The organism is Janthinobacterium sp. MP5059B, assembly GCF_001758645.1.
Taxonomy (GTDB): Bacteria; Pseudomonadota; Gammaproteobacteria; order Burkholderiales; family Burkholderiaceae_D; genus Janthinobacterium; species Janthinobacterium lividum.
In genome coordinates this window covers 91,690-113,198 of record NZ_LRHX01000007.1, presented here as the reverse complement: position 1 = coordinate 113,198, position 21,509 = coordinate 91,690, and the positions used below count along the sequence as shown (strand labels likewise).

The following is a 21,509-nucleotide window of genomic DNA, read 5'->3' as shown; positions in this document are numbered from 1 at the left end:
TAAGCAGACGTAAACAAGGCAGTAACTGTGTCCCGATGCAACGTTGACACAATATCTATATTTCTACCTGCGTGCCCAGTTCGATCACCCGGTTGCTCGGGATCTGATAGTAGTCGGCCGCCGTGCGCGCATTGCGCGACATGGTGACGAACAGGTGCTCGCGCCATGGCATCATGCCGGCGCCCGGCGTCGAAATGATGGTCTGGCGCGCGATGAAGAACGACGTTTCCATCATCTCGAAATCCAGTCCCTGCTCGGCGCACTGCGCCAGCGCGGCCGGAATGTCCGGTTCATCCTTGAAGCCGTAATGCACATTCACCTGGTAGCACTGGTGGCCCAGGTCCACCACGCGCACGCGCTCGGAAGGCGCCACCCACGGCTCTTCATGCATGAAGACGGTCAGGAAGATCACCCGCTCATGCAACACTTTGTTGTGCAGCAAGTTATGCAGCAGCGCATGCGGCACGCCATCCGTTTCGCCACGCAGGAAGATGGCCGTGCCGGGCACGCGCAGCGGCGGCGCGATGAACAGCGACGAAAGGAAATCATCGAGCGGAATCGCATGCTTTTCCAGGTTCTGGAATACCAGCTGGCGGCCCCGCTTCCAGGTCAGCATGACGATGAACAAAATCGAGCCCAGCAGCAGCGGGAACCAGCCGCCGTGGAACAGTTTCAGCGCCGTGGCCGACACCAGGTTGACGTCAATGATCAGGAAAAAGCCCGTGGCGGCCCAGCACAGGGCCAGGTTCATCTTCCAGCGGTAGCGGATGACGAAGAAAGTCAGGATGGTGGTCGACAGCATGGTGGCCGTCACGGCAATGCCGTAGGCGGCGGCCAGGTTTTCCGAGGAACCGAAGCCGATGACGGCCAGCAGCACCACGGCCAGCTGCAGCCAGTTCACGGCGGGAATGTAGATCTGCCCGATTTCGCTTTCCGACGTGTGGCGCACGCGCATGCGCGGCAAGAAGCCCAGCGCGATCGCTTGCTTGGTCATCGAGAAGGTGCCGGAAATGGTCGCCTGCGAGGCGATCACGGTGGCCATGGTCGACAGGATCACCAGCGGATACACGCTCCACGCGCCCAGCTGCTGGTAAAACGGATTCGAGACGGCTTCCGGATGCGCCAGCAGCAAGCCGCCCTGTCCCAGGTAGTTCAGCGCCAGCGCGGGAAAGGCGATCAGGAACCAGGCCAGGCGGATAGGCTTCTTGCCGAAATGGCCCATGTCGGCGTACAGCGCCTCGGCACCCGTCAGCGCCAGCACCACGGCGCCCAGGGCAACGAAGGCGACAAAGCCGTTATTCATCAGGAAAGTGGCGGCGTGCAGGGGATTGAGTGCGGCCAGGATGGCCGGCGACTTGATGATGTTGACCACGCCCATGCCCGCCAGCGCGGCAAACCACAGCACCATGATGGGGGCAAAATAGCGGCCGATGCCGGCCGTGCCGTGCGACTGCACCGAGTACAGCGCCACCAGCACCACCATCGTCAGCGGCACCACATACGGACTGAAGGCGGGCGTGGCCACTTCCAGACCTTCGATCGCCGACAGCACGGAAATGGCCGGCGTGATCACGCTGTCGCCATAGAACAGGGTGGCGCCGAAGACGCCGATCACCATCAGCGGGAAATGCCAGCGCGACAGGCGGCTGACGGACGACAGCACCAGCGCCATCAGGGCCATGATGCCGCCCTCGCCGCGGTTGTCGGCACGCAACACCAAGGTCACGTACTTGAGCGAGACGATCAGGGTCAGGCCCCAGAAAATCAGCGAGACGATGCCCAGCAGGTTCTCGTGCGAGAGCAGCAGGCCGTGGGCCGGGTCAAAGACGGTCTTCAGGGTGTACAGCGGACTGGTGCCGATATCGCCGTAAACGATGCCCACGGCCGCCAGCGTCATGCCGGCAAGGCCGCTTTTTTTATGTTCCGACGTCAAGGTTGCACCCGTTTTTGTTTTGTTGCATCGCACAATATGATAGGTATTAGCAAATAGCAAGAGTATTTTTGCATGGTTCCGCAGCTGCCCCAAAGTCGTGGTTTTGTGCCGCTCCGCCTTGCTGCGCGGGCTTGCGGCATTAATTTGTTGCCATTCTACGCCTCGCCAGCGGCGCCGGGCAGCCCCCGATGTTTTCAGCCATAATGACAGACTGTCTACTCTCCAGCGAAGCCCATCATGAATCCAGGCATGCTCTACGCCTCCCTCGCCTTCCTCTGCTGGGGCCTGTTCCCCCTGTACTTTCACGCCATCGGCGAGATCGCGCCACAGGAAATCCTGGCGCACCGCATGGTCTGGTCGCTGTTGTTCCTGGGCGTCGTGCTGACCGTGCGCCGGCAGTGGAGCTGGCTGGGCAGCCTGAAAGCGCAGCCCAGGGTGGTGGCCAGCTTCGTGGCCAGTGCGTTCTTGCTGTCCGCCAACTGGTTCATCTATATCTGGGCCGTCAACAACGGCCACGTGGTCGACGCCAGCCTCGGCTACTTCATTACGCCCCTGATCAATGTCATGCTGGGCTTTTTGCTGCTGCACGAGCGCCTGCGCCGCCTGCAGTGGCTGGCCATCGGCCTGGCAGCCTGCGGCGTGGCCTGGCTCACCTGGCAGGCGGGGCAGGTGCCGTGGATCGCCCTGCTGCTGGCGGCCACCTTCGGCGGCTATGGCTTGCTGCGCAAGACGGCCGCGCTGGGCGCGCTCGAAGGCTTGTCGTTCGAGACATTGATTCTGTTCCCCCTGGCGCTGGCCTATATGCTGTGGCTGGGCTGGCATGGCCAGAGCGGCTTCGTCAATACAGACTCCACCGCCACGCGCGCGCTGCTGCTGGCGTCCGGCCCCATCACGGCCATTCCCCTGCTGCTGTTTGCCGCCGGTGCGCGCCGCCTGCCGCTGGCCGTGCTGGGGCTGCTGCAATACATCGCCCCCACGGGCCAGCTGCTGATCGGCGTGTGGGTCTTCCACGAGTCGTTCACGCCCGAGCGCATGCTGGGCTTCCTCGTCATCTGGACGGCGCTGGCCCTGTATGCGGCCGAGGGCCTGTGGACGGCCCGCAAGGCGCGCGCCGCCGCCTAGTCTTGCCCTGGAACCCGTTTCCGCAGCGCGCAGCGCTGGCCGGAAGCGGGCGTTTACCGTATCCTGTCCGTCTTTGTATATCACCCGAGATTTCTAATGGCAAATTACGTCTACACCATGAATCGCGTGGGCAAAATCGTCCCGCCCAAACGCCAGATTCTGAAAGATATTTCCCTCTCCTTCTTCCCAGGCGCGAAGATCGGCGTACTGGGCCTGAACGGCTCCGGCAAATCGACCCTGCTGAAAATCATGGCAGGCATCGACACCGACATCCAGGGCGAAGCCGTGCCGATGCCGGGCCTGAACATCGGCTACCTGCCGCAGGAACCGCAGCTGGACCCGGAAAAGACCGTGCGCCAGGAAGTCGAGTCGGGCCTGGGCGAAGTATTTGAGGCGCAAGCCAAGCTGGAAGCCGTGTACGCCGCGTATGCCGAGGAAGACGCCGATTTCGACGCCCTGGCCACGGAACAGGCACGCCTGGAAGCGATCATCTCGACTTCCGACGGCGGCAATTTGAATCTGCAGCTGGAAATGGCCGCCGACGCGCTGCGCCTGCCGCCATGGGACGCCAAGGTCGGCGTGCTGTCCGGCGGTGAAAAGCGCCGCGTGGCACTGTGCAAGCTGCTGCTGTCGAAACCCGACATGCTGCTGCTCGACGAACCGACCAACCATCTGGATGCGGAATCGGTCGACTGGCTGGAACAATTCCTGCTGCGCTTCCCCGGCACCGTGGTGGCCATCACCCATGACCGCTACTTCCTCGACAACGCGGCAGAGTGGATCCTGGAACTGGACCGCGGCAGCGGCATTCCATGGAAGGGTAACTACTCGACCTGGCTGGAGCAGAAGCAAGCCCGCCTGAAGCAGGAAGAATCGACGGAATCGGCGCGCCAGAAGGCGCTGCAGAAGGAATTGGAATGGTCGCGCCAGAACCCGAAAGCGCGTCAGGCCAAATCAAAAGCCCGCCTGGCCCGCTTCAACGAGTTGTCCGAGCACGAATACCAGAAACGCAATGAAACGCAGGAAATCTTCATTCCCGTGGCCGAACGCCTGGGCAATGACGTCATCGAGTTCAAGAACGTGTCGAAAGCGTTCGGCGACCGTTTGCTGATCGATAACCTGAGTTTTACCGTGCCGCCAGGCGCCATCGTCGGCATCATCGGCCCCAACGGCGCCGGTAAGTCGACCCTGTTCAAGATGATCACCGGCAAGGAACAGCCGGACAGCGGCGAAGTGGCCATCGGCCAGACGGCACGCGTGTCCATCGTCGACCAGAACCGCGATTCGCTGGCCGACAACAAGTCCGTCTTTGAAGATGTGTCCGGCGGCGCCGACATGCTGACTGTGGGCCGCTTTGAAATGCCGTCGCGCGCCTATCTGGGCCGCTTCAACTTCAAGGGTTCGGACCAGCAAAAAATGGTCGGCAACCTGTCCGGCGGTGAGCGTGGCCGTCTGCACCTGGCGAAAACCCTGCTGATGGGCGGCAACGTCCTGCTGCTCGATGAACCATCGAACGATCTGGACGTGGAAACCTTGCGCGCACTGGAAGACGCCTTGCTGGAATTTGCCGGCAGCGTCATGGTCATTTCCCATGATCGCTGGTTCCTCGACCGTATCGCCACGCATATCCTGGCATTCGAAGGCAACTCGCAGGTCACCTTCTTTGACGGCAACTATCAAGAGTACGAAGCCGACAAGAAGAAACGCCTGGGCGAAGAAGGCGCGAAACCAAAACGTATCCGCTACAAGCCGTTGACCACGTAATTTCGGTCCGGCCATGCAAAAAGGCAGTTACCTCGCGGTAACTGCCTTTTTTTTCAGCAAACTTCCAGTTTTTAAAACCGTAGCGAGCGGCAACGAATTGTGGCTGAGAAGCGGAGCTGTGCTACAGCACGGGGCCGCCGAGGCAGTGAGCATCGGAGGCCGCAAAGCGTGCCGCGCAGTAGGTTTTTAGAAGTTGTAGCGTGCGCCCAAAGCGAGGCCGGTGGCCTTGCGGCCCTGGTCGGCGCTCTTGCCGAAGTGTTCCACTTCCGCCGTCAGCGAGACTTTCTCGTTGATCGCATACTGTGCACCGAGGGAAGCGTACACGCCCGTCTTGTCGTTGCCGCTGATGCCGGTCGACAGGCCGGTGCCGCTCAAGCTGTTCTTGACCTTGGCCACGCCGAGCTTGCCGAATACACCAACCTTGTCGGTCACGGGCATGGTGGCCTTGCCGGCCAGATAGTAGCCGTGCGAATCGCTTTTCACGGAACCGTTGCCGGCGCCAGTGACATAGCTGTAATCCTTGCTGCCGAAATCGGCGTAGCCGCCCTCGACCGCCCAGGTTTTATCGAAATCGTAACCGGCGAAGATCTTGGCACCGGCCTTGTAGCCGCTGTGATTATCGGCGCTGGTGGCGCCAGGAATATCGAAGTTATAACGGTTGCCCGTGACGCCAGCACCCACATAGGCGCCTTCGGCGTGTGCGGCGCTCATGCCGGTCAGTGCGGTAACGGAAGCGATCATTGCAAACAGGATTTTCTTCTTCATCATGTTCTCTCTCTCTCAATTAGTTGACTTGCCTGGATTCGCAGTTCAGCGAAGTGCGATGACTACACAATAACAGCCGAAAAAAGCTACGTCTTTCTCCATTCCGTAAGAACTGTGACAAGATGTAAGCCAACATTCCAAACTGACAATAACCGTAAAATGCGCACTGTTAAGCGAACTTAAGATAGACTTAAGAACATTAGCGATTTTCAGTCCAGAGGAGAAGTGCATGCACAAACGCCAGTTTCTCGCCGCCGCCATGGCTGCCAGCGCCCTGCCCGCCATAAGCAGGGCGGCACCCGCCGGCCTGCGCGGTCCGGCCCTGCTGACCATCACAGGCAGCATCGACAAGCCGAACCGGGGCCCGTTCGACGCCGTGCGCGACCAGATGATGCACAAGCAAAAGATCAGTTTCGAACGGGCGCGCGCCTTCGACTTCGCGGCGCTGGCGAACTTGCCGGCACGCACCATCCACCCCACCCTGGAATACGATGGCAAGGCGCATGCCCTGCGCGGGCCGCTGCTGGTCGATGTATTGAAGGCGGCGGGCGCGCCTGAGGAAGATGCCGTGCGGCTGCTGCTGCGCGCCGTGGATGGCTATGCGGCAGCGCTGACCATGGCACAGGCGCGCACACAGCGTTTTATTGTCGCCACCCACCTGGACGGGCAGGCGATGGCGCTGGGCGGCCTGGGACCGCTATGGGCGATCCACGATGCGGACCGCATCGCGGCCGTGGCGGCGCTGCCCCTGGCCGAACGCTACACCAGCTGCCCGTGGGCGCTGTATCACATCGGCGTGGAGGTAGGCTGAAGCAAATTAAGCGTAGGCTTCCGCCATCGACATGACGCGCGGGGCGATGGCAATGCCATGCTCCTCGAACAGGGCCGTGATGGCCGCCAGGTTGTGCGTGCACTCCTCGGTTTTCCAGCCCTTGAAGATATCCGTGCCATCCTTCTGGAAATGCAGGTCCAGCACCTTGCCCGCATCCTTGTGCAGGTAGGGCGAACTATAGGTGTTCTCGAAGCCGAGCGCCTTCAATTGCCCCAGCAAAGCCAATGGTGGATGGTCGGGATCGGTGGCGAGAAAAATGCCGAAGGTCTTGCCAGGCGGCTTGGCGGCGATGTCGACCTCGTAGATGCCGGGGGCCTTGCTGACAGACGTACTCTTTAAAAATAACATACAACACTCCCTGCGCGTAATGTCCCGCGCCTGAAACGGGCGGCAAGACAGGGGCGGTGCGCAATGATTCCCCCTCGTCAAATCTTATTGCTAATTTGCATCTTTGTCGACAAATCGGCACTTTTATTTGGTAAGTCGTGGTTATCTTGTCGCGTTCACCAAGGTAAATTGTCAATAAATCCAGTTATCATTGCGCCAATACCCGCCCTGCTGCATACTTTTGGCTTGCGTCACGATTGCCTTCCCGCCGGCCACTCCTCGTCTCCATGCGTCTTCTGTCGATCAAGTACCGCCTGCTCATCCTCCTGACCCTGATCCTGGGCGCGGGCTTCATGGCCACCAGCCTGGCCAGCTACCTGGCGTCGCGCCAGACCATCGAACATGGCATCGCCGACCAGACCTTGCCGCTGACGGGCGACAATATCTATTCCGAAATCCAGAAGGACATGCTGCGCCCCGTCTTCATTTCCTCGCTGATGGCGCACGATACCTTCGTGCGCGACTGGATACTCGCCGGCGAAAACAAGCCGGAACAGATCGTGCGCTACCTGGCCGAAGTCAAGAAGAAATACGGCGCCATCACCAGCTTTCTCGTCTCGGACAAGAGCAGCAAATATTATTACGCGGAAGGCACGCTGAAATCCGTCAGCCCGCAGGCGACGCGCGACATCTGGTACTACCGCGTGCGCGCCATGGAAAACAGCGACTATGAAACGAATGTCGACGTGGACATGGCCAACCGCGACAGCATGACCATCTTCATCAACCACCGCGTACTCGACTACGACGGCCGGTTCATCGGCGCCACCGGCATCGGCCTGACTCTGGACACCATGAGCCACATCATCGACCGCTACCAGGCGCGCTTTCACCGCAACATCTATTTTGTCGATGGCGCCGGCGCCCTGGTGTTGGCGGGCAAGACCATGCGCAACGGGCACGGCAACATCCGCAGCCTGCCCGGCGTGAACGCCATTGCCGACCAGATCATCAACCACCAGAGCGAACCGACGCATCTGTCGTACCAGCTGGGCCACGCGCAAATCCTCGTCAACTCGCGTTTCATTCCCGAACTGGGCTGGTACCTGGTGGTCGAGCAGAACGTCAGCGACGAAGTCCAGTCGCTGCAGCGCGTCTTCATCCTCAACCTGGCCATCAGCTTTGGCGTCACCCTGCTGGTACTGGTGCTGACCTTGCTGACGGTGAACCGCTACCAGCGCCGCATCGAGCGCATCGCCTCGACGGATGCGCTGACAGGACTATTGAATCGCCAATCGCTGGAATTGCTGTTCCAGCGCGCCATGCTCTTGTCCAGGCGCAACGAGCAACCGATGTCCGCCATCCTGTTCGACATCGATTTCTTCAAGCGCGTCAACGATACGCACGGCCACCTGTGGGGTGACAAGGTCATCCGTGGCGTGGCCGACGTGGCGCGTGCCACCGTGCGCGAAAGCGACGTCATCACGCGCTGGGGCGGCGAGGAATACCTGGTGCTGCTGAATAACTGCAACCTGGCCAAAGCGGCGGAAGTGGCGGAAAACCTGCGCGCCGCCATCGAAGGCCACGATTTCGGCTTGCCCGAACCGCAGGTACCCGTGACGATCAGCCTGGGCGTGGCCGAGTACCGGCCAGAGGAAAGCGAATCGGCCTTCTTTTCGCGCGCAGACAGCGCGCTGTATCAGGCCAAGCAGCACGGCCGCAACGGCATGCACGCCGCCTGAGTCATCCCCCGCGCTTGCGCCTGGCCAGATCCTGCGTGGGCGCCACCAGCGCCCGGTACAACTCGCCCGTGGCGGCATCCCAGCTTTGCACGGCCAGCTGCTGGCGTCGCACGGTGGCCGAATCGCCGCGCGCGATGGGGCCGGACAGCGCGGGCGCGGCGCCCAGGCGGAACACATTGGCCACCGCTTCCGTCACCAGAGGCTGCGCCAGTTCGCGCGCCACCGGCTCGGGAATGCCGGCCGCCTGGTAGGCGCGCAAGGCGGCATCGAGCACCGTCACCAGGTAATTGCTGGCGAAGACGGCAGCGGCGTGATACAGGGTCTTGGCGGCCGGGTCGATGGGCACGGGACGCGCGCCGATGGCGTTCAATGCCGGCGTGAGGAAGGCCAGCGCCAGCGGATCGCCTTCGACACCGCAAAACGTGCCGTCAAAGGTGGCGGCCACCTGCTGCGGGTCGGCAAAGCTGCGGATCGGGTGGGCGCTGGCGACAAAAGCGCCGGCCTGCGTGGCGGCCAGCAGCGCGTTCGACGCCAGCGCGCCGCTGCAGTGGAACACGATGGCGCCCGCCTGGCGTCCTTCGGCCACCAGCGCCGCGCAGGCGGGGCCGATCTGGTCGTCTGCCACGGCCAGCATGGTGACGTCGGCGCGCCGCAAGGCCGCATAGCTGGCGACGGGAGTGCCGGCGCCCATGAAATCGACGGCCGATTGCGCCGACGCCATCGAGCGCGTCAGCACGTCCTGCACGGCGACACCCTCCACGCCGGCGAACAAACGGCCCAGCACACGGCCCACATGGCCGGCGCCGATGATATTCAGGGTGACGTTCATGTCTAGAAACTTGATCCCGGCTGGCGCAGGAATTCCAGCTCCTGCGGCGTGGAAGCGCGGCCCAGGATGGCGTTACGGTGCGGGAAGCGGCCAAAGCGGGCGATCACTTCCTGGTGCCGCTCGGCGTAGTCGAGCATGCCCTCAAAGCCGGGCTGCGCCTGCGACAGCATCTGGAACAGCTCGACGGCGCGCGCCTGCATGGCCAGGTCTTCCGCGTGTTCGAACGGCAGGTAGGCGAAGGCGCGCAGCATCGGCGGCAGCTGCTGATCAAGGCCTTGCTCGGTCAAGGATAGAGCCAGCGCCAGCGCCCGGGCGTCGCCGGCAAAGGCGCGCGGCGTGCCGCGATACACATTGCGCGTGAATTGATCGAGCACGATGAGGCGCGCCAGCGCGCCGTGCGGCGCCGTGTCCCACTCGCGCAAGCCACCCTCGATGGCGGCATCGATCAGCGCGCCGAAACGGTCGCGTATCTGCGCGTCGAAGCCGTCATCCTTGCGGAACCATTCCATGCGCGACTGGCCGTAATCCGGGTTATCCGGCGGCAGGAACCAGAAATCGAGTACCTCTTGGGCCTGTGCATCCATGTCCATCCTTTTCAATTGCGTGCGTGCGACAGCTGGAAGCCGGCAATGCCCTCGAAAGCGGCCAGTTCGGCCGACATGGCGGACAGGCTGGCGCCCGTGTTCTTGCCATGCGCGATGGCGACGAAGCGCCATTCCTGCATGCCTTCATTGCTGCCGATGGTCAGCGAGCCGCTGGCGATGTCGTAGCCGCGCTTGGCCGCCATGCGCCGCAGCGCATCTTCGCGCGGAATAAACCCCTGGCGGAAGCGCATGGTGATGGCCACCGCGTGGCGCGACGGCAGCCAGTTCTCCAATTTTGACAGAAAAATCATCGCCATCGCGCACAGGAAGGCCAGGCCCATGGCCGACAGATAAAAGCCGATGCCGACCATGATGCCGATCACGGACGAGGCCCAGATCGAGGCGGCCGTCGTCAGGCCGCTGATATTGAAACCCTCGCGCATGATGACGCCGGCGCCGAGAAAACCCACGCCCGTGACGATACCCTGGATGACGCGCGTGGGGTCGCTGCCGACGATGGCGCCATGGCCGCCGTACCAGAACTCGGGATAGCCGCCCAGCACCGTCAGCGCGGCCGAAGCCATGCAGACAAGGCTGTAGGTGCGCATGCCCGCCGCGCGCCCGTGATACGAGCGTTCATAGCCAACCAACAAGCCCAGCAGCAGCGCGCCCAGCAGGTTCAGCAGGATCACGCCATTCGTCGCCAGCTCGGCCGGCGACCAGTAGGCGCGCAGGAAGTCGATGGTCGGCATTTAGGGCTTTTTGCTCAACTGCTTTTCAAACGCCACGTCGAGCTTGCTGACGCGGCGCGCCTTTTGCGGCCCCAGGCCATTGACGAAGGCGACAAAGGCGTCCAGTTCCAGCGGCGGGCACAGGGGCGGCAAGCCCGGGCCTTCCGTGAGGAAGAACAGTTCATCGCCCGTGCGCGCCATCGTGTAGAGGCGCTGGCCGGTGCGTTCCTTGAGCCGCTCGATGGCGGACGTGGCGCGGGTCGAGCGCATCAGATGGCTCCCGTGCGCTGTGCCAGCCACGCCAGCGCAGGCGCATCGGCCGGCGCGGCCAAGTGCGGCGCGAGGCGCGCGCGCACGGTCGCGTGATAGTCGTTGAGCCAGGCCGCCTCGTCGTCGCGCAATAGCGAGCGCTCCACGCAGCGCGTGTCGATCGGGCACAGGGTCAGGGTTTCAAAACGCAAAAATTCGCCAAACTGCGTCGTCCCTGCCGGGACATTCAGCACCAGGTTCTCGATGCGGATGCCCCACTGGCCGGGACGGTAGATGCCCGGCTCGATGGAAGTGATCATGCCAGGTTCCATGGCCGTCTGCGGCTCCGGCATGGCGGACTGGGAAATCGATTGCGGCCCTTCGTGGACGTTGAGGAAAAAGCCCACACCGTGGCCCGTGCCATGACCGAAATCGATGCCCTCGGCCCACAGGGGCGCGCGCGCAATCGAGTCCAGCATGGGCGACTTCACGCCGCGCGGGAATTGCGCGCGCGACAGGGCGATCATGCTGCGCAAGACCAGGGTGAAATCGCGCTTGTGCTCGGCCGTGATCGTGCCGACGGGGACCACACGGGTGATATCCGTGGTGCCGCCCCAATACTGGCCGCCCGAATCGATCAGCAGCAAGCCGTCGCCTTCGATAGTGACGGCCGAATCCGCATGGGCGTGGTAATGCATGATGGCGCCATGCGCATTGAAGCCGGCGATGGTGCCGAAACTGGGGCTGACAAACCCGGCGCGGCGCGCGCGGGCGGCAGTCAGGTGCTCGTCGACGCCGATTTCCGTCAACGGCGCACGCTGCGGATCGGCCAGGGTGGCATCCAGCCAGCTGAAAAACTCGCACAGGGCGGCGCCATCCTGCTCCATGGCGGCGCGCACGTGCGCCGCTTCGCCGTCCGTCTTGCGTGACTTGGCCAGGGTGGTCGGGTTGATCGATTCGACCACGCGCACGCCATCTGCCACGGCCTGGCGCGTGCCGAACGTGATGCGGCGCGGGTCGAGCAGCAAGGTGGCGCCGGCAGGCAAGGCGGCCAATGCGGCGCCGGCACGGTCATACGCGGCCACGTCCACGCCCTCGCTCTCCAGGGTGGCGCGCAGGGCCGCCGGCACCTTGCCGTCGGCGACGAACAGCGTGGCGCGCTCGGGTTCCACCAGCGCATGCGCGAGGAAGACGGGGTTGTAACTGACGTCGGCGCCGCGCAGGTTGAACAGATACGCGATGTCGTCGAGCGTGGAAATCACATGGTGGCTGGCGCCTTGGGCCGCCATGCTGGCGCGCAGGGCCGCCAGTTTTTGCGTGCGCGACAGCGAGGGATACGCGGCCGCATGCTCGAACACGGGCGCGGCGGGCATGGCCGGGCGATCCGGCCACACGGCTTGCAGCACATCGGTGTCCGTGCGCAGCGTCACTTGCGCGCCCAGCGCCTGTTGCAGCAGGCGCGCATTGGCCAGGCCCAGCACGGCGCCATCGACGGCCACCGTCTGCCCCGGCTGCATGGCCTCGCCCAGCCAGTCGATATACAGCACGCTGGCGCCGGACGGGATTTTCTTCAGGACGATGCCGCTGCCGGCCAGTTCGTCTTCCGCCTGTTCCCAATAGCGGCCATCGGTCCACACGCCGGCGAAATCCTGCGTCACGACCAGCGTGCCGACGGAACCCGTAAAGCCCGACAACCACTCGCGGCCCTGCCAGCGGGCCGGCAGATACTCGGACAAGTGCGGGTCGGCCGAGGGCACGATCAGGGCGTCGATGTGCTGCGCGCGCATGGCGCCGCGCAGTTGCGACAAACGGGAGGCGGGAGTGGCTTGGTCAGGTGTCTGCATGGGGACGAAAAGAGCGGTGCTGGGAAGTGCCTATGATACCCCGATTAGCCCGGGTAAGGCACTGCGCGCCCGCAACGCCTTTTCCGCCGGTTTCAGGTTGCGTTCGAGTTTTTTCCGGATGCCCGCGTGGCGCACCTGGTCCAGCGCCGCGCGCAGGGCTTCCAGGCTTGCCTGGGTGGGGATGGTTTCCACGCCATGGCCCAGCGCCATGGCCAGCGACTGCGACGGCGCGCTTTTCGCCGTGCCGGGCGCCACGCATACCTGCGGCAGCAAGGTGGCGATGACGGGCGCGAACCATGCGTCATCGCGGTAGGAAGCCACCCGCGCGGCGCGCGCCAGCACGCCGGAATCGGCCGTGGCAAAGGCCGCATCGGCCACATACGGCAGCTGGCCCGCATGGATGGCGGCGACGTGCGCAGCCGCTTCTTCCAGGATGACGCGCGCAAAATCCGCATACGCGGCGTCGCCGGCCAGCTCCTGCGCGGGATCCGTATCGCCGATGTCGTCGCGGCTCCAATGCCCGCTGTGCGGCGAGCGGGCCAGCGCCAGCAGGGAGGCATCGCGCAATTGCGGCAGCAAGGCCAGTTCGCGCAGGGTAATCGGCATCGGCAGCACGGCGTGGCGTGCCTGCATGGCCGCATCGAGCCGCGCCAGGGCCTTGGCGCCAGCCAGGCGCGCCTGCAGGAACGACTGGTAGTGCTGCTCCGTCAGGTGCCGCACCTCGTCCATCGACACGTCATTCGCCATCATCGGCCTCATAGCGGCGCAAGCCTTCCAGGTCCAGCACGCGGATGCCGCCGTAATCGAGGCGCAATAAACCTTTTTTTTCCAGCACTTGCAAGGCCTGGTTGGCGCGCTGGCGCGAAGAGCCGGACAACAGCCCGATTTCTTCCTGCGATAGCTGCACCAGGGTTTCCACGCCCGGGTACAAGTGCGAATTGAACATCGAGGCCAGGCAGCGCGCCACGCGCGTGTTCAGGTCCAGCAGGCGTTCGTTTTCCACCATGCCGATGAACTGGCCCAAACGCTCGTTGAGCTGCATCAGCAGGAAGCGCGTGAATGGCAGGCTCGTTTCCAGCAGCCAGTGGAAGGTGGCGCCGGGCAGGCGCGCCACGCGCGTGTCGCGCAGGGCCATGGTGTCATATTTGCGGATTTCATTCTTCAGTAATGAACCTTCTCCGAACCAGCTGCCGGGCGGCACGCCGATAAAGGTCATGGCCTTGCCGGAAGCGGAAAAATTATTCATCTTGACCATGCCGCTGATGACGCCGATCCAGTTGTCCACCGGCTCTCCCTTGCGGCAGACAAAGCCGCCTTTCGGCACGAAGGTTTCAAACACATCCGCCTCGACCCTGGCCAGTTGAACGGGATCGAGCAGCTGTGCCCAGTGGGCCGCGCGCACGGCATCCTTGAGGCTGATATCAGGATTGGTCATTGTGCGATGCACCATCGAAAAGTGGGTAAATGTCCCCGAAAAGACAACTTGGCAAACTAACGCAAGCTACTATCATTGCACAAACGCCTTACACATAAAAAACACAGAGCGCCATCCAACGAGGTGGGGCCTGAGACAAGCAACAGGGAGACACTGGTGCAAACGAATACCACAGCAGCAATGCCGACTTTTCCGCGGCGCTTATTGCAACACGGGACAGTACGATCCGACAAGCCCGCATTTCGCGAAAAATACCTGGGCATCTGGCAAACCTGGACCTGGCTTGAAGTCAACGAGGAAGTACGCGCGCTGGCCTGCGGCCTGGCAGCCATCGGCTTCCAGCGCGGCATGAACCTGGCCATCATCGGCGATAATCGTCCCCGCCTGTACTGGGCCATGCTGGCGGCGCAAAGCCTGGGCGGCGTGCCCGTGCCACTGTACCAGGACGCGCCGGCCGCCGACATGGCCTACGTGCTGCAGGATGCGGACATCCGCTACGCCATCGTCGAAGACCAGGAGCAGGTCGACAAGCTGCTCGAACTCAAAGCGCTGTACCCGCACGTCGCCCACATCGCCTATGACGATGAACGGGGCATGCGCCATTACCGCCAGCCGGAACTGATGTCCTTTGCCGCCCTGCAGGTGCTGGGCCGGGCCTATGACCGCGAACACCCGGGCTTTTTCGACGCCGCCGTGGCAGCGGGCCAAGGGAGCGACTCCGCCGTGATCCTGTACACCTCGGGCACCACGGGCAAGCCGAAGGGCGTATGCCAGAGCCACACGGCGCTGCTGGCTGCCGGCATTGGCGGCGTCGCCTTCGACAAGCTCACCGACGAGGAAGACATCCTGTCCTACCTGCCCATGGCGTGGGTGGGCGACTGCCTGTTCTCGCTGGCGCAGGCCATGGTGGCCGGCTTTACCGTCAACTGCCCCGAATCGGGCGACACGGTGATGATCGACATGCGCGAAATCGGCCCCACCTGCTACTTTGCGCCGCCGCGCGTGTTCGAAAACATGCTCACCAGCGTGATGATACGCATGGAAGACGCCAGCAGCATCAAGCGCCACATGTTCAGCCATTTCATGGACGTGGCCAAGCGCTGCGGCGCGCAGATTTTGGATGGCAAGCCCGTATCGCTGGCGGACCGCCTCAGCTACAAGCTGGGCGAGCTGCTCGTCTACGGCCCCCTGAAAAACGTGCTGGGACTGTCGCGCGTGCGCGTGGCTTATACCGCCGGCGCCGCCATCGGCCCCGACCTGTTCCGCTTCTACCGCTCCATCGGCGTCAACCTCAAGCAGCTGTACGGCTCGACCGAAACCTGCGCCTATGTCTGTCTGCAACCGGATGGCAATATCAAGTTCGACAGCGTCGGCTTGCCGGCGCCGGGCGTGGAAGTCAAGCTGGCGGCGAATGGCGAAGTGCTGGTCAAGTCGCCGGCCACCATGAGCGGCTACTTCCGGCGTCCCGACGCCACCGCCGAAGTGATCGACAACGACGGCTATTTCCATACGGGCGACGCGGGCGTGTTCGACAGCGAAGGCCATCTGAAAATCATCGACCGCGCGGCCGACGTGGGCAAGATGAATTGCGGCGCCATGTTCGCCCCCAACTACATCGAAAACAAACTCAAGTTCTTCCCCTTCATCAAGGAAGTGGTGGCCTTCGGCCATGCGCGCGACCAGGTGTGCGCCTTCATCAATATCGACATCGAAGCGGTGGGCAACTGGTCCGAGCGGCGCGGCATCGCCTACTCCGGCTACACCGACCTGGCGGCGCGCGCCGAGACCTATGGCCTGATCCGCGACTGCATCGAGCAAGTCAACGCGGAACTGGCGGCCGACCCGCTGATGGACCGCACGCAGGTGCACCGCTTCCTCGTGCTGCACAAGGAACTCGATCCGGACGACGACGAGCTGACCCGCACGCGCAAGGTGCGCCGCAAATTCATCGCCGAAAAATACGCGGTGCTCATCTCCGCCCTGTATGAGGGCAAGGCAACGCAATACATCGAGACCCAGGTGAAATTCGAGGATGGCCGCACCGGTTCGACCAGCGCCGACCTGCAGATCTGGGACAGCAAAACGTATCGGCCCCAGGGCCTGGCCGCATGATGGAGCACAGCACGATGCAAATGAACGAACCCGACGCCCATTTCGGCACGGCCCGCAAGGCGGGCCCCGTGATCCTCGACCTGAAGAACATCTCGCTGTCGTTTGGCGGCGTGAAGGCGCTGACCGACATCTCGTTTGACGTCAAGCAGCATGAAATCCGCGCCATCATCGGCCCGAACGGCGCCGGCAAAAGCTCGATGCTCAACGTGATCAACGGCGTGTACCGCCCGCAGCAGGGAGAAATCATCTACCGGGGCGAACACCGGCGCGGCATGGATTGCTATGCGGCCGCCAAGTCCGGCATCGCGCGCACCTTCCAGAACATCGCCCTTTTTAAAGGCATGACGGTGCTCGACAACATCATGACGGGACGCAACCTGAAGATGAAATCGAATTTCCTCTTGCAAGCCCTGTACTGGGGCCCGGCGCGGCGCGAGGAAATCGAGCACCGCAAGAAGGCAGAGGAAATCATCGACTTCCTGGAAATCCAGGCCATCCGCAAGACGCCCGTGGGGCGCCTGCCCTACGGCCTGCAAAAGCGCGTGGAGCTGGGCCGCGCGCTGGTGGCCGAACCGGAAATTTTGCTGCTCGATGAACCGATGGCCGGCATGAACGTGGAAGAAAAGCAGGACATGTGCCGCTTCATCCTCGACGTCAATGACCAGCTGGGCACGACCATCGTGCTGATCGAGCACGACATGGGCGTGGTGATGGATATCTCCGACCGCGTGGTGGTGCTCGATTACGGCAAGAAGATCGGCGACGGCACGCCCGACGAGGTGCGCAGCAACCAGGATGTCATCAACGCCTATCTCGGCGTGGCGCACTAGACGAGGAATAACAATGAATATCAATTTTTTCTTTGAAGTGCTGATCGGCGGCCTGCTGTCGGGCGTCATGTATGCGCTGGTGGCGATCGGCTTTGTCCTGATCTACAAGGCGTCGGGCGTGTTCAACTTCGCGCAGGGAGCGATGGTGTTTTTCGCCGCCCTCACCTGCGTCGGCATCATGGACAAGTTCGGCCTGTCGCTGTGGCTGGCCATCCCGCTGACGATGCTCACCATGATCGTGCTGGGCATGGCGATTGAACGGGTGGTCTTGCGCCCGCTCGTCAACCAGCCGGAAATCACGCTGTTCATGGCCACCATCGGCCTGACCTTTTTCATCGAAGGCCTGGCGCAGCTGATGTGGGGCTCCCAGGTGCACAAGCTGGACCTGCCCATCGAAGACGTGCCGATGCAGTTTTTGATGGACCGCTTCGACATCAACATCTCGCAGTTCGACCTGATGGCGGCCGGCATCTGCGCGCTGCTGGTGATCTGCCTGGCCTTGCTGTTCTCGAAAACCAAGGTGGGCCGCGCCCTGCGCGCCGTCGCCGACGACCACCAGGCGGCACTGGCGGTCGGCATCCCGCTGCAGCGCATCTGGGCCGTCGTGTGGGGCGTGGCGGGCCTGGTGGCCATGGTAGCCGGCTTGCTGTGGGGCGCGCGCAACGGCGTGCAGTTCGCCCTCACCTTCATCGCCTTGAAAGCGCTGCCGGTGCTGATCCTCGGCGGCTTTACGTCGGTGCCGGGCGCCATCGTCGGTGGCCTGATCATCGGCGCGTCGGAAAAGCTGGCCGAAGTCTACCTCGGTCCCATGGTGGGCGGCGGCATCGAAGGCTGGTTCCCGTATGTGCTGGCCCTGCTGTTCCTGCTGGTGCGGCCGGAAGGCCTGTTCGGCGAGAAGATCATCCGGCGAATATAACGCCACCGTAACAGCATCGTAGGTCGGGTTGGCGCATGGCGCGTAACCCGACAACAGCCAAAACAGCCAGCAAAGGACACGCCATGATTTACCGTGAAGCAGGACAATTCAAGACCAGCTACCAGGCTGACAACCAGATTTTCCCGATCAGGCAAGACCGCCTGGCGCTGACGGCCACGCTCCTCGTCGCCGTCTTCCTCCTGCCGTATTTCGCCTCGCCTTACATGCTGTCGGCGATCCTGATTCCCTTCCTGATCTTCGCCCTGGCAGCACTGGGCCTGAACATCCTCACCGGTTACGCGGGCCAGCTGTCGCTGGGCACGGCCGCCTTCATGGCCGTGGGCGCCTTTGCCTCGTATAACTTCATGGCCCGCCTGCCAGGCTTGCCGCTGCTGGTGTCGTTCATCCTCGGCGGCCTGTGCGCGGCCATGGTGGGCATCGCCTTCGGCCTGCCTTCCCTGCGCATCCGGGGCTTTTACCTGGCCGCCTCCACCCTGGCGACGCAGTTCTTTGTCGTCTGGTGTCTGACCAAGATCCCGTATCTCACCAACTACAGCTCCTCGGGCGTGATCACGGTGCAGAAAATGACCATCCTCGGCTACCAGTTCGACACGCCGCAAAGCAAATACCTGCTGGTGCTGGCGATTGTCGCCGGCATGGCGCTGCTGGCCAAGAACATGATCCGCTCGAACGTGGGCCGCTCGTGGATGGCCGTGCGCGACATGGACATGGCGGCCGAAGTGATCGGTTTCCGCCTGATGCGCACCAAGCTGCTGGCCTTTGCCGTCAGCTCGTTCTACTGCGGCGTGGCCGGCGCCCTGTATGCGTATGCCTACCTGGGCACGGTGGAGCCGGAAGCGTACAACCTGGACCTGTCCTTCCGCATCCTGTTCATGATCATCATCGGCGGCGTCGGCTCGATCCTCGGTTCCTTCCTCGGCGCGGCCTTCATCGTGCTGCTGCCCGTCTTCCTGAACACCATCGCGCATGGCCTGGCATTGCCGACCAGCGTGGCTTCGAACCTGGAACTGATGGTGTTCGGCGCGCTGATCATTTTCTTCCTGATCGTCGAACCGCACGGCCTGGCCAGGCTGTGGCAGATCGCGAAGGAGAAACTGCGCCTGTGGCCTTTCCCGCACTAGGAATTTGTACCTTGCTGTCTGATGTCGATTGACTTGAAATCAAATAAAACAAGAGGAGACACACAATGAAACACATCAAATCGCTCATGCTGGCCGCCGCCATCGCCAGTGCCACACTCACCATGGCCGGCAGCGCGCAAGCCCAGGACAAGGAACAGTACATCGCCCTGCCGTCCTACCGCGTGGGCCCGTACGCGGCCGGCGGCTCCGGTTTCTACGGCGGCATCATCGACTACTTCAATCTGGTCAACCAGGCCGGCGGCGTGAATGGCGTCAAGATCAGCTGGGAAGAATGCGAAACCGAATACAACCCGTCGCGCGGCGTCGAATGCTATGAACGCCTGAAAACCAAGCAGGGCGGCGCCACCCTGGTCGAAACCCTGTCCACCGGTGTCGCCTACGGCATCCTCGACCGCGTGGCGCAAGACAAGATCCCCATGACGATGATCGGCTACGGCCGCTCGGACGCCGCCAACGGCAAGGTCTTCCCGTATGTGTATCCGCTGATCTCCAGCTACTGGAGCCAGGCCGCCGCCATGATCAAGTACCTGGGCGACAAGGATGGCGGCATGGACAAGCTGAAAGGCAAGAAGATCGTTCACCTGTACCACGATTCGGCCTTCGGCAAGGAGCCGCTGCCCGTGCTCGAAGCGCTGTCGAAACAGTACGGCTTCGAGCTGGTGAAAATTCCCGTCGCGCCGCCAGGCAGCGAACAGCAATCGCAATGGCTGCAGATCCGCCAGGCCAAGCCCGACCACGTGATCCTGTGGGGCTGGGGCGTGATGAATTCCGTTGCCATCAAGACGGCGCAGCGCAACGGCTTTCCGCGCGACAAAATGCTGGGCGTCTGGTGGGCCGGCTCCGAGGAAGACACGATTCCATCGGGCGATGCGGCCAAGGGCTACACGGCGATGACGTTCAATACGCCGGGCAACTACCCCGTGCTCGACGATATCCGCAAGAAACTCTACGCGTCCGGCAAGGGCAACCTGTCCGACCAGTCGCGCATCGGCTCCGTCTACCACATGCGCGGCGTGACGGCCGGCATCCTGTGGGTGGAAGCGATCCGCGTGGCGCAGGAAAAATTCGGCAAGGGCAAACCGATCACGGGCGAGCAGATGCGCTGGGGCCTGGAAAACCTGAACGTCGACGATGCGCGCCAGAAGGCCGTCGGCGCGCTGGGCATGTTCCCGACCGTGAAAACCAGCTGCGACGACCATGAAGGCTCGGGCGCCGTGAAAGTGCAGCAGTGGGATGGCAAGAAATGGACCGCCATCACGCCGAAATGGATCGTCGGCGACAAGGCCCTGGTGCGCAAGCTGGTCGAGGAATCGTCGAACAAGTACGCCGAAGAGAAAAAGATCACGCCGGCGTGCATGAAGTAAATCGCTGCTGATGGTGGTGTCGGATTACGCGCGTTGCGCTAATCCGACCTACCTGGATATGACGTAGGTCGGATTAGGCCGCAGGCCGTAATCCGACAAGCCAACACCCTATGAAAACGAAGCAGCCATGACACCCACTGCCACGCAAACACCGGAAACACCGCCACCGTACCTGTCGGTGAACAACATCGAAGTCATCTACGACCACGTGATCCTGGTCCTGAAGGGCGTGTCGCTGCAAGTCCCGCAGGGCAAGATCGTGGCGCTCCTGGGCGCCAACGGCGCCGGCAAGTCGACCACCCTGAAAACCATCTCGACCCTGCTGCGCGGCGAACGGGGCGACGTCACCAAGGGCGAAGTCCAGTTCAAGGGCGAGCGCGTGGACCAATTGACGCCGAATGAACTGGTCAAGCGGGGCCTGTCGCAAGTGATGGAAGGCCGTCACTGTTTCGGCCATCTGACCATCGAGGAAAACCTGCTGACGGGCGCCTACACGCGCAGCCTGTCGCGCGGCGAACTGAAAGACGCGCTGGAAAAGGTGTATCACTATTTTCCGCGCCTGAAAACCCGGCGCAGCAGCCAGGCCGGCTATACCTCGGGCGGCGAACAGCAGATGTGCGCCATCGGCCGCGCGCTGATGGCCAAGCCGTCGATGATTTTATTGGACGAACCCTCGATGGGCATCGCGCCGCAGATCGTCGAAGAGATCTTCGGCATCGTCAAGGATTTGAACCACAAGGAAAACGTGTCTTTCCTGCTGGCTGAACAGAACACCAACGTGGCGCTGCGCTACGCCGACTTCGGCTACATCCTGGAAAACGGCAGAGTCGTGATGGAAGGGCAAGCGCAGGAACTGGCCAGCAACGAAGACGTCAAAGAGTTTTACCTGGGCGTGTCCAGCGCCGGGCGCAAGAGCTTCCGCGACATGAAGTTCTACCGCCGCCGCAAGCGCTGGCTGGCCTGACGC

Annotated in this window: 20 protein-coding genes; 10 read left to right on the top strand and 10 right to left on the bottom strand. The window is 62.8% G+C overall.

The features are described 5' to 3' along the window. Positions 1-55: 55 nt before the first annotated feature. A complete protein-coding gene (locus JAB1_RS10990) occupies positions 56-1,933 on the bottom strand; it encodes a potassium transporter Kup (protein WP_070258389.1) in 1,878 nt (625 codons plus the stop codon). A gap of 237 nt (positions 1,934-2,170) precedes the next feature. Here JAB1_RS10990 and rarD point away from each other — a divergent pair, with 237 nt between their 5' ends. Together rarD and ettA are read left to right on the top strand one after the other, a co-directional pair. Continuing rightward, a complete protein-coding gene (gene rarD / locus JAB1_RS10985) occupies positions 2,171-3,055 on the top strand; it encodes an EamA family transporter RarD (RefSeq protein ID WP_070279965.1) in 885 nt (294 codons plus the stop codon). A 96-nt stretch (positions 3,056-3,151) separates the two neighbouring features. Then, complete coding sequence (ettA, locus tag JAB1_RS10980) at positions 3,152-4,819, top strand: energy-dependent translational throttle protein EttA (protein ID WP_034783756.1); 1,668 nt, start codon at positions 3,152-3,154, stop codon at positions 4,817-4,819. A 186-nt stretch (positions 4,820-5,005) separates the two neighbouring features. Here ettA and JAB1_RS10975 read toward each other — a convergent pair whose 3' ends face one another. Next, positions 5,006-5,587, bottom strand: coding sequence for a porin family protein (locus JAB1_RS10975; protein ID WP_034783757.1), 582 nt, complete (start codon positions 5,585-5,587; stop codon positions 5,006-5,008). A gap of 226 nt (positions 5,588-5,813) precedes the next feature. Here JAB1_RS10975 and JAB1_RS10970 point away from each other — a divergent pair, with 226 nt between their 5' ends. Next, entirely contained in the window at positions 5,814-6,395 is a 582-nt protein-coding gene (locus JAB1_RS10970) for a molybdopterin-dependent oxidoreductase (RefSeq protein WP_070279964.1), read from the top strand. 6 nt (positions 6,396-6,401) lie between these two features. On the opposite strand, the gene JAB1_RS10965 is transcribed toward JAB1_RS10970, so the two are convergent. Then, positions 6,402-6,764, bottom strand: a complete 363-nt coding sequence (locus tag JAB1_RS10965) for a hypothetical protein (RefSeq protein ID WP_034783761.1) — start codon at positions 6,762-6,764, stop codon at positions 6,402-6,404. A gap of 266 nt (positions 6,765-7,030) precedes the next feature. Here JAB1_RS10965 and JAB1_RS10960 point away from each other — a divergent pair, with 266 nt between their 5' ends. Further along, positions 7,031-8,485 (top strand): sensor domain-containing diguanylate cyclase, encoded by a 1,455-nt coding sequence (locus tag JAB1_RS10960; protein ID WP_070279963.1) that lies wholly within the window; start codon positions 7,031-7,033, stop codon positions 8,483-8,485. A gap of 1 nt (position 8,486) precedes the next feature. Here the strand turns inward: JAB1_RS10960 and JAB1_RS10955 are convergent, their stop codons facing one another. The 7 genes from JAB1_RS10955 to JAB1_RS10925 are packed head-to-tail and all read right to left on the bottom strand — an operon-like array spanning position 8,487 to position 14,157. Beyond that, complete coding sequence (locus tag JAB1_RS10955) at positions 8,487-9,314, bottom strand: Rossmann-like and DUF2520 domain-containing protein (RefSeq protein WP_070279962.1); 828 nt, start codon at positions 9,312-9,314, stop codon at positions 8,487-8,489. Between the two features lie 2 nt (positions 9,315-9,316). Then, positions 9,317-9,904, bottom strand: a complete 588-nt coding sequence (locus JAB1_RS10950) for a DUF924 family protein (RefSeq protein WP_070279961.1) — start codon at positions 9,902-9,904, stop codon at positions 9,317-9,319. A 5-nt stretch (positions 9,905-9,909) separates the two neighbouring features. Then, complete coding sequence (locus JAB1_RS10945; RefSeq protein WP_034783768.1) at positions 9,910-10,650, bottom strand: MgtC/SapB family protein; 741 nt, start codon at positions 10,648-10,650, stop codon at positions 9,910-9,912. Beyond that, positions 10,651-10,899: a hypothetical protein gene (locus JAB1_RS10940; RefSeq protein ID WP_070258377.1), complete on the bottom strand. Its 249-nt coding sequence runs from the start codon at positions 10,897-10,899 to the stop codon at positions 10,651-10,653. After that, entirely contained in the window at positions 10,899-12,722 is a 1,824-nt protein-coding gene (locus tag JAB1_RS10935; RefSeq protein ID WP_070279960.1) for an aminopeptidase P family protein, read from the bottom strand. Before JAB1_RS10935 ends, JAB1_RS10940 begins: the two co-directional genes overlap by 1 nt. Before the next feature lie 30 nt (positions 12,723-12,752). Continuing rightward, positions 12,753-13,472 carry a hypothetical protein gene (locus JAB1_RS10930; RefSeq protein ID WP_070279959.1) on the bottom strand — a complete coding sequence of 240 codons (720 nt, stop codon included), beginning with the start codon at positions 13,470-13,472 and terminating at the stop codon, positions 12,753-12,755. Beyond that, on the bottom strand, positions 13,459-14,157 hold the full coding sequence (locus JAB1_RS10925; protein WP_034783773.1) for a Crp/Fnr family transcriptional regulator: 699 nt from the start codon (positions 14,155-14,157) through the stop codon (positions 13,459-13,461). Before JAB1_RS10925 ends, JAB1_RS10930 begins: the two co-directional genes overlap by 14 nt. Positions 14,158-14,337: 180 nt before the next feature. On the opposite strand from JAB1_RS10925, the gene JAB1_RS10920 reads away from it, so the two are divergent. The 6 genes from JAB1_RS10920 (at position 14,338) to JAB1_RS10895 (ending at position 21,506) form a co-directional block, all read left to right on the top strand. Further along, on the top strand, positions 14,338-16,269 hold the full coding sequence (locus tag JAB1_RS10920; protein WP_070279958.1) for an AMP-binding protein: 1,932 nt from the start codon (positions 14,338-14,340) through the stop codon (positions 16,267-16,269). Positions 16,270-16,283: 14 nt separating this feature from the next. Further along, positions 16,284-17,099: an ABC transporter ATP-binding protein gene (locus tag JAB1_RS10915; RefSeq protein ID WP_034753577.1), complete on the top strand. Its 816-nt coding sequence runs from the start codon at positions 16,284-16,286 to the stop codon at positions 17,097-17,099. A gap of 19 nt (positions 17,100-17,118) precedes the next feature. Further along, positions 17,119-18,015, top strand: coding sequence for a branched-chain amino acid ABC transporter permease (locus JAB1_RS10910; protein ID WP_198521486.1), 897 nt, complete (start codon positions 17,119-17,121; stop codon positions 18,013-18,015). Positions 18,016-18,098: 83 nt separating this feature from the next. Continuing rightward, a complete protein-coding gene (locus JAB1_RS10905; protein WP_034752817.1) occupies positions 18,099-19,157 on the top strand; it encodes a branched-chain amino acid ABC transporter permease in 1,059 nt (352 codons plus the stop codon). A gap of 65 nt (positions 19,158-19,222) precedes the next feature. Beyond that, positions 19,223-20,542 (top strand): ABC transporter substrate-binding protein, encoded by a 1,320-nt coding sequence (locus JAB1_RS10900; RefSeq protein WP_070279957.1) that lies wholly within the window; start codon positions 19,223-19,225, stop codon positions 20,540-20,542. A 127-nt stretch (positions 20,543-20,669) separates the two neighbouring features. Continuing rightward, positions 20,670-21,506, top strand: a complete 837-nt coding sequence (locus tag JAB1_RS10895) for an ABC transporter ATP-binding protein (protein WP_070258366.1) — start codon at positions 20,670-20,672, stop codon at positions 21,504-21,506. The last annotated feature ends 3 nt before the right edge of the window (positions 21,507-21,509 follow it).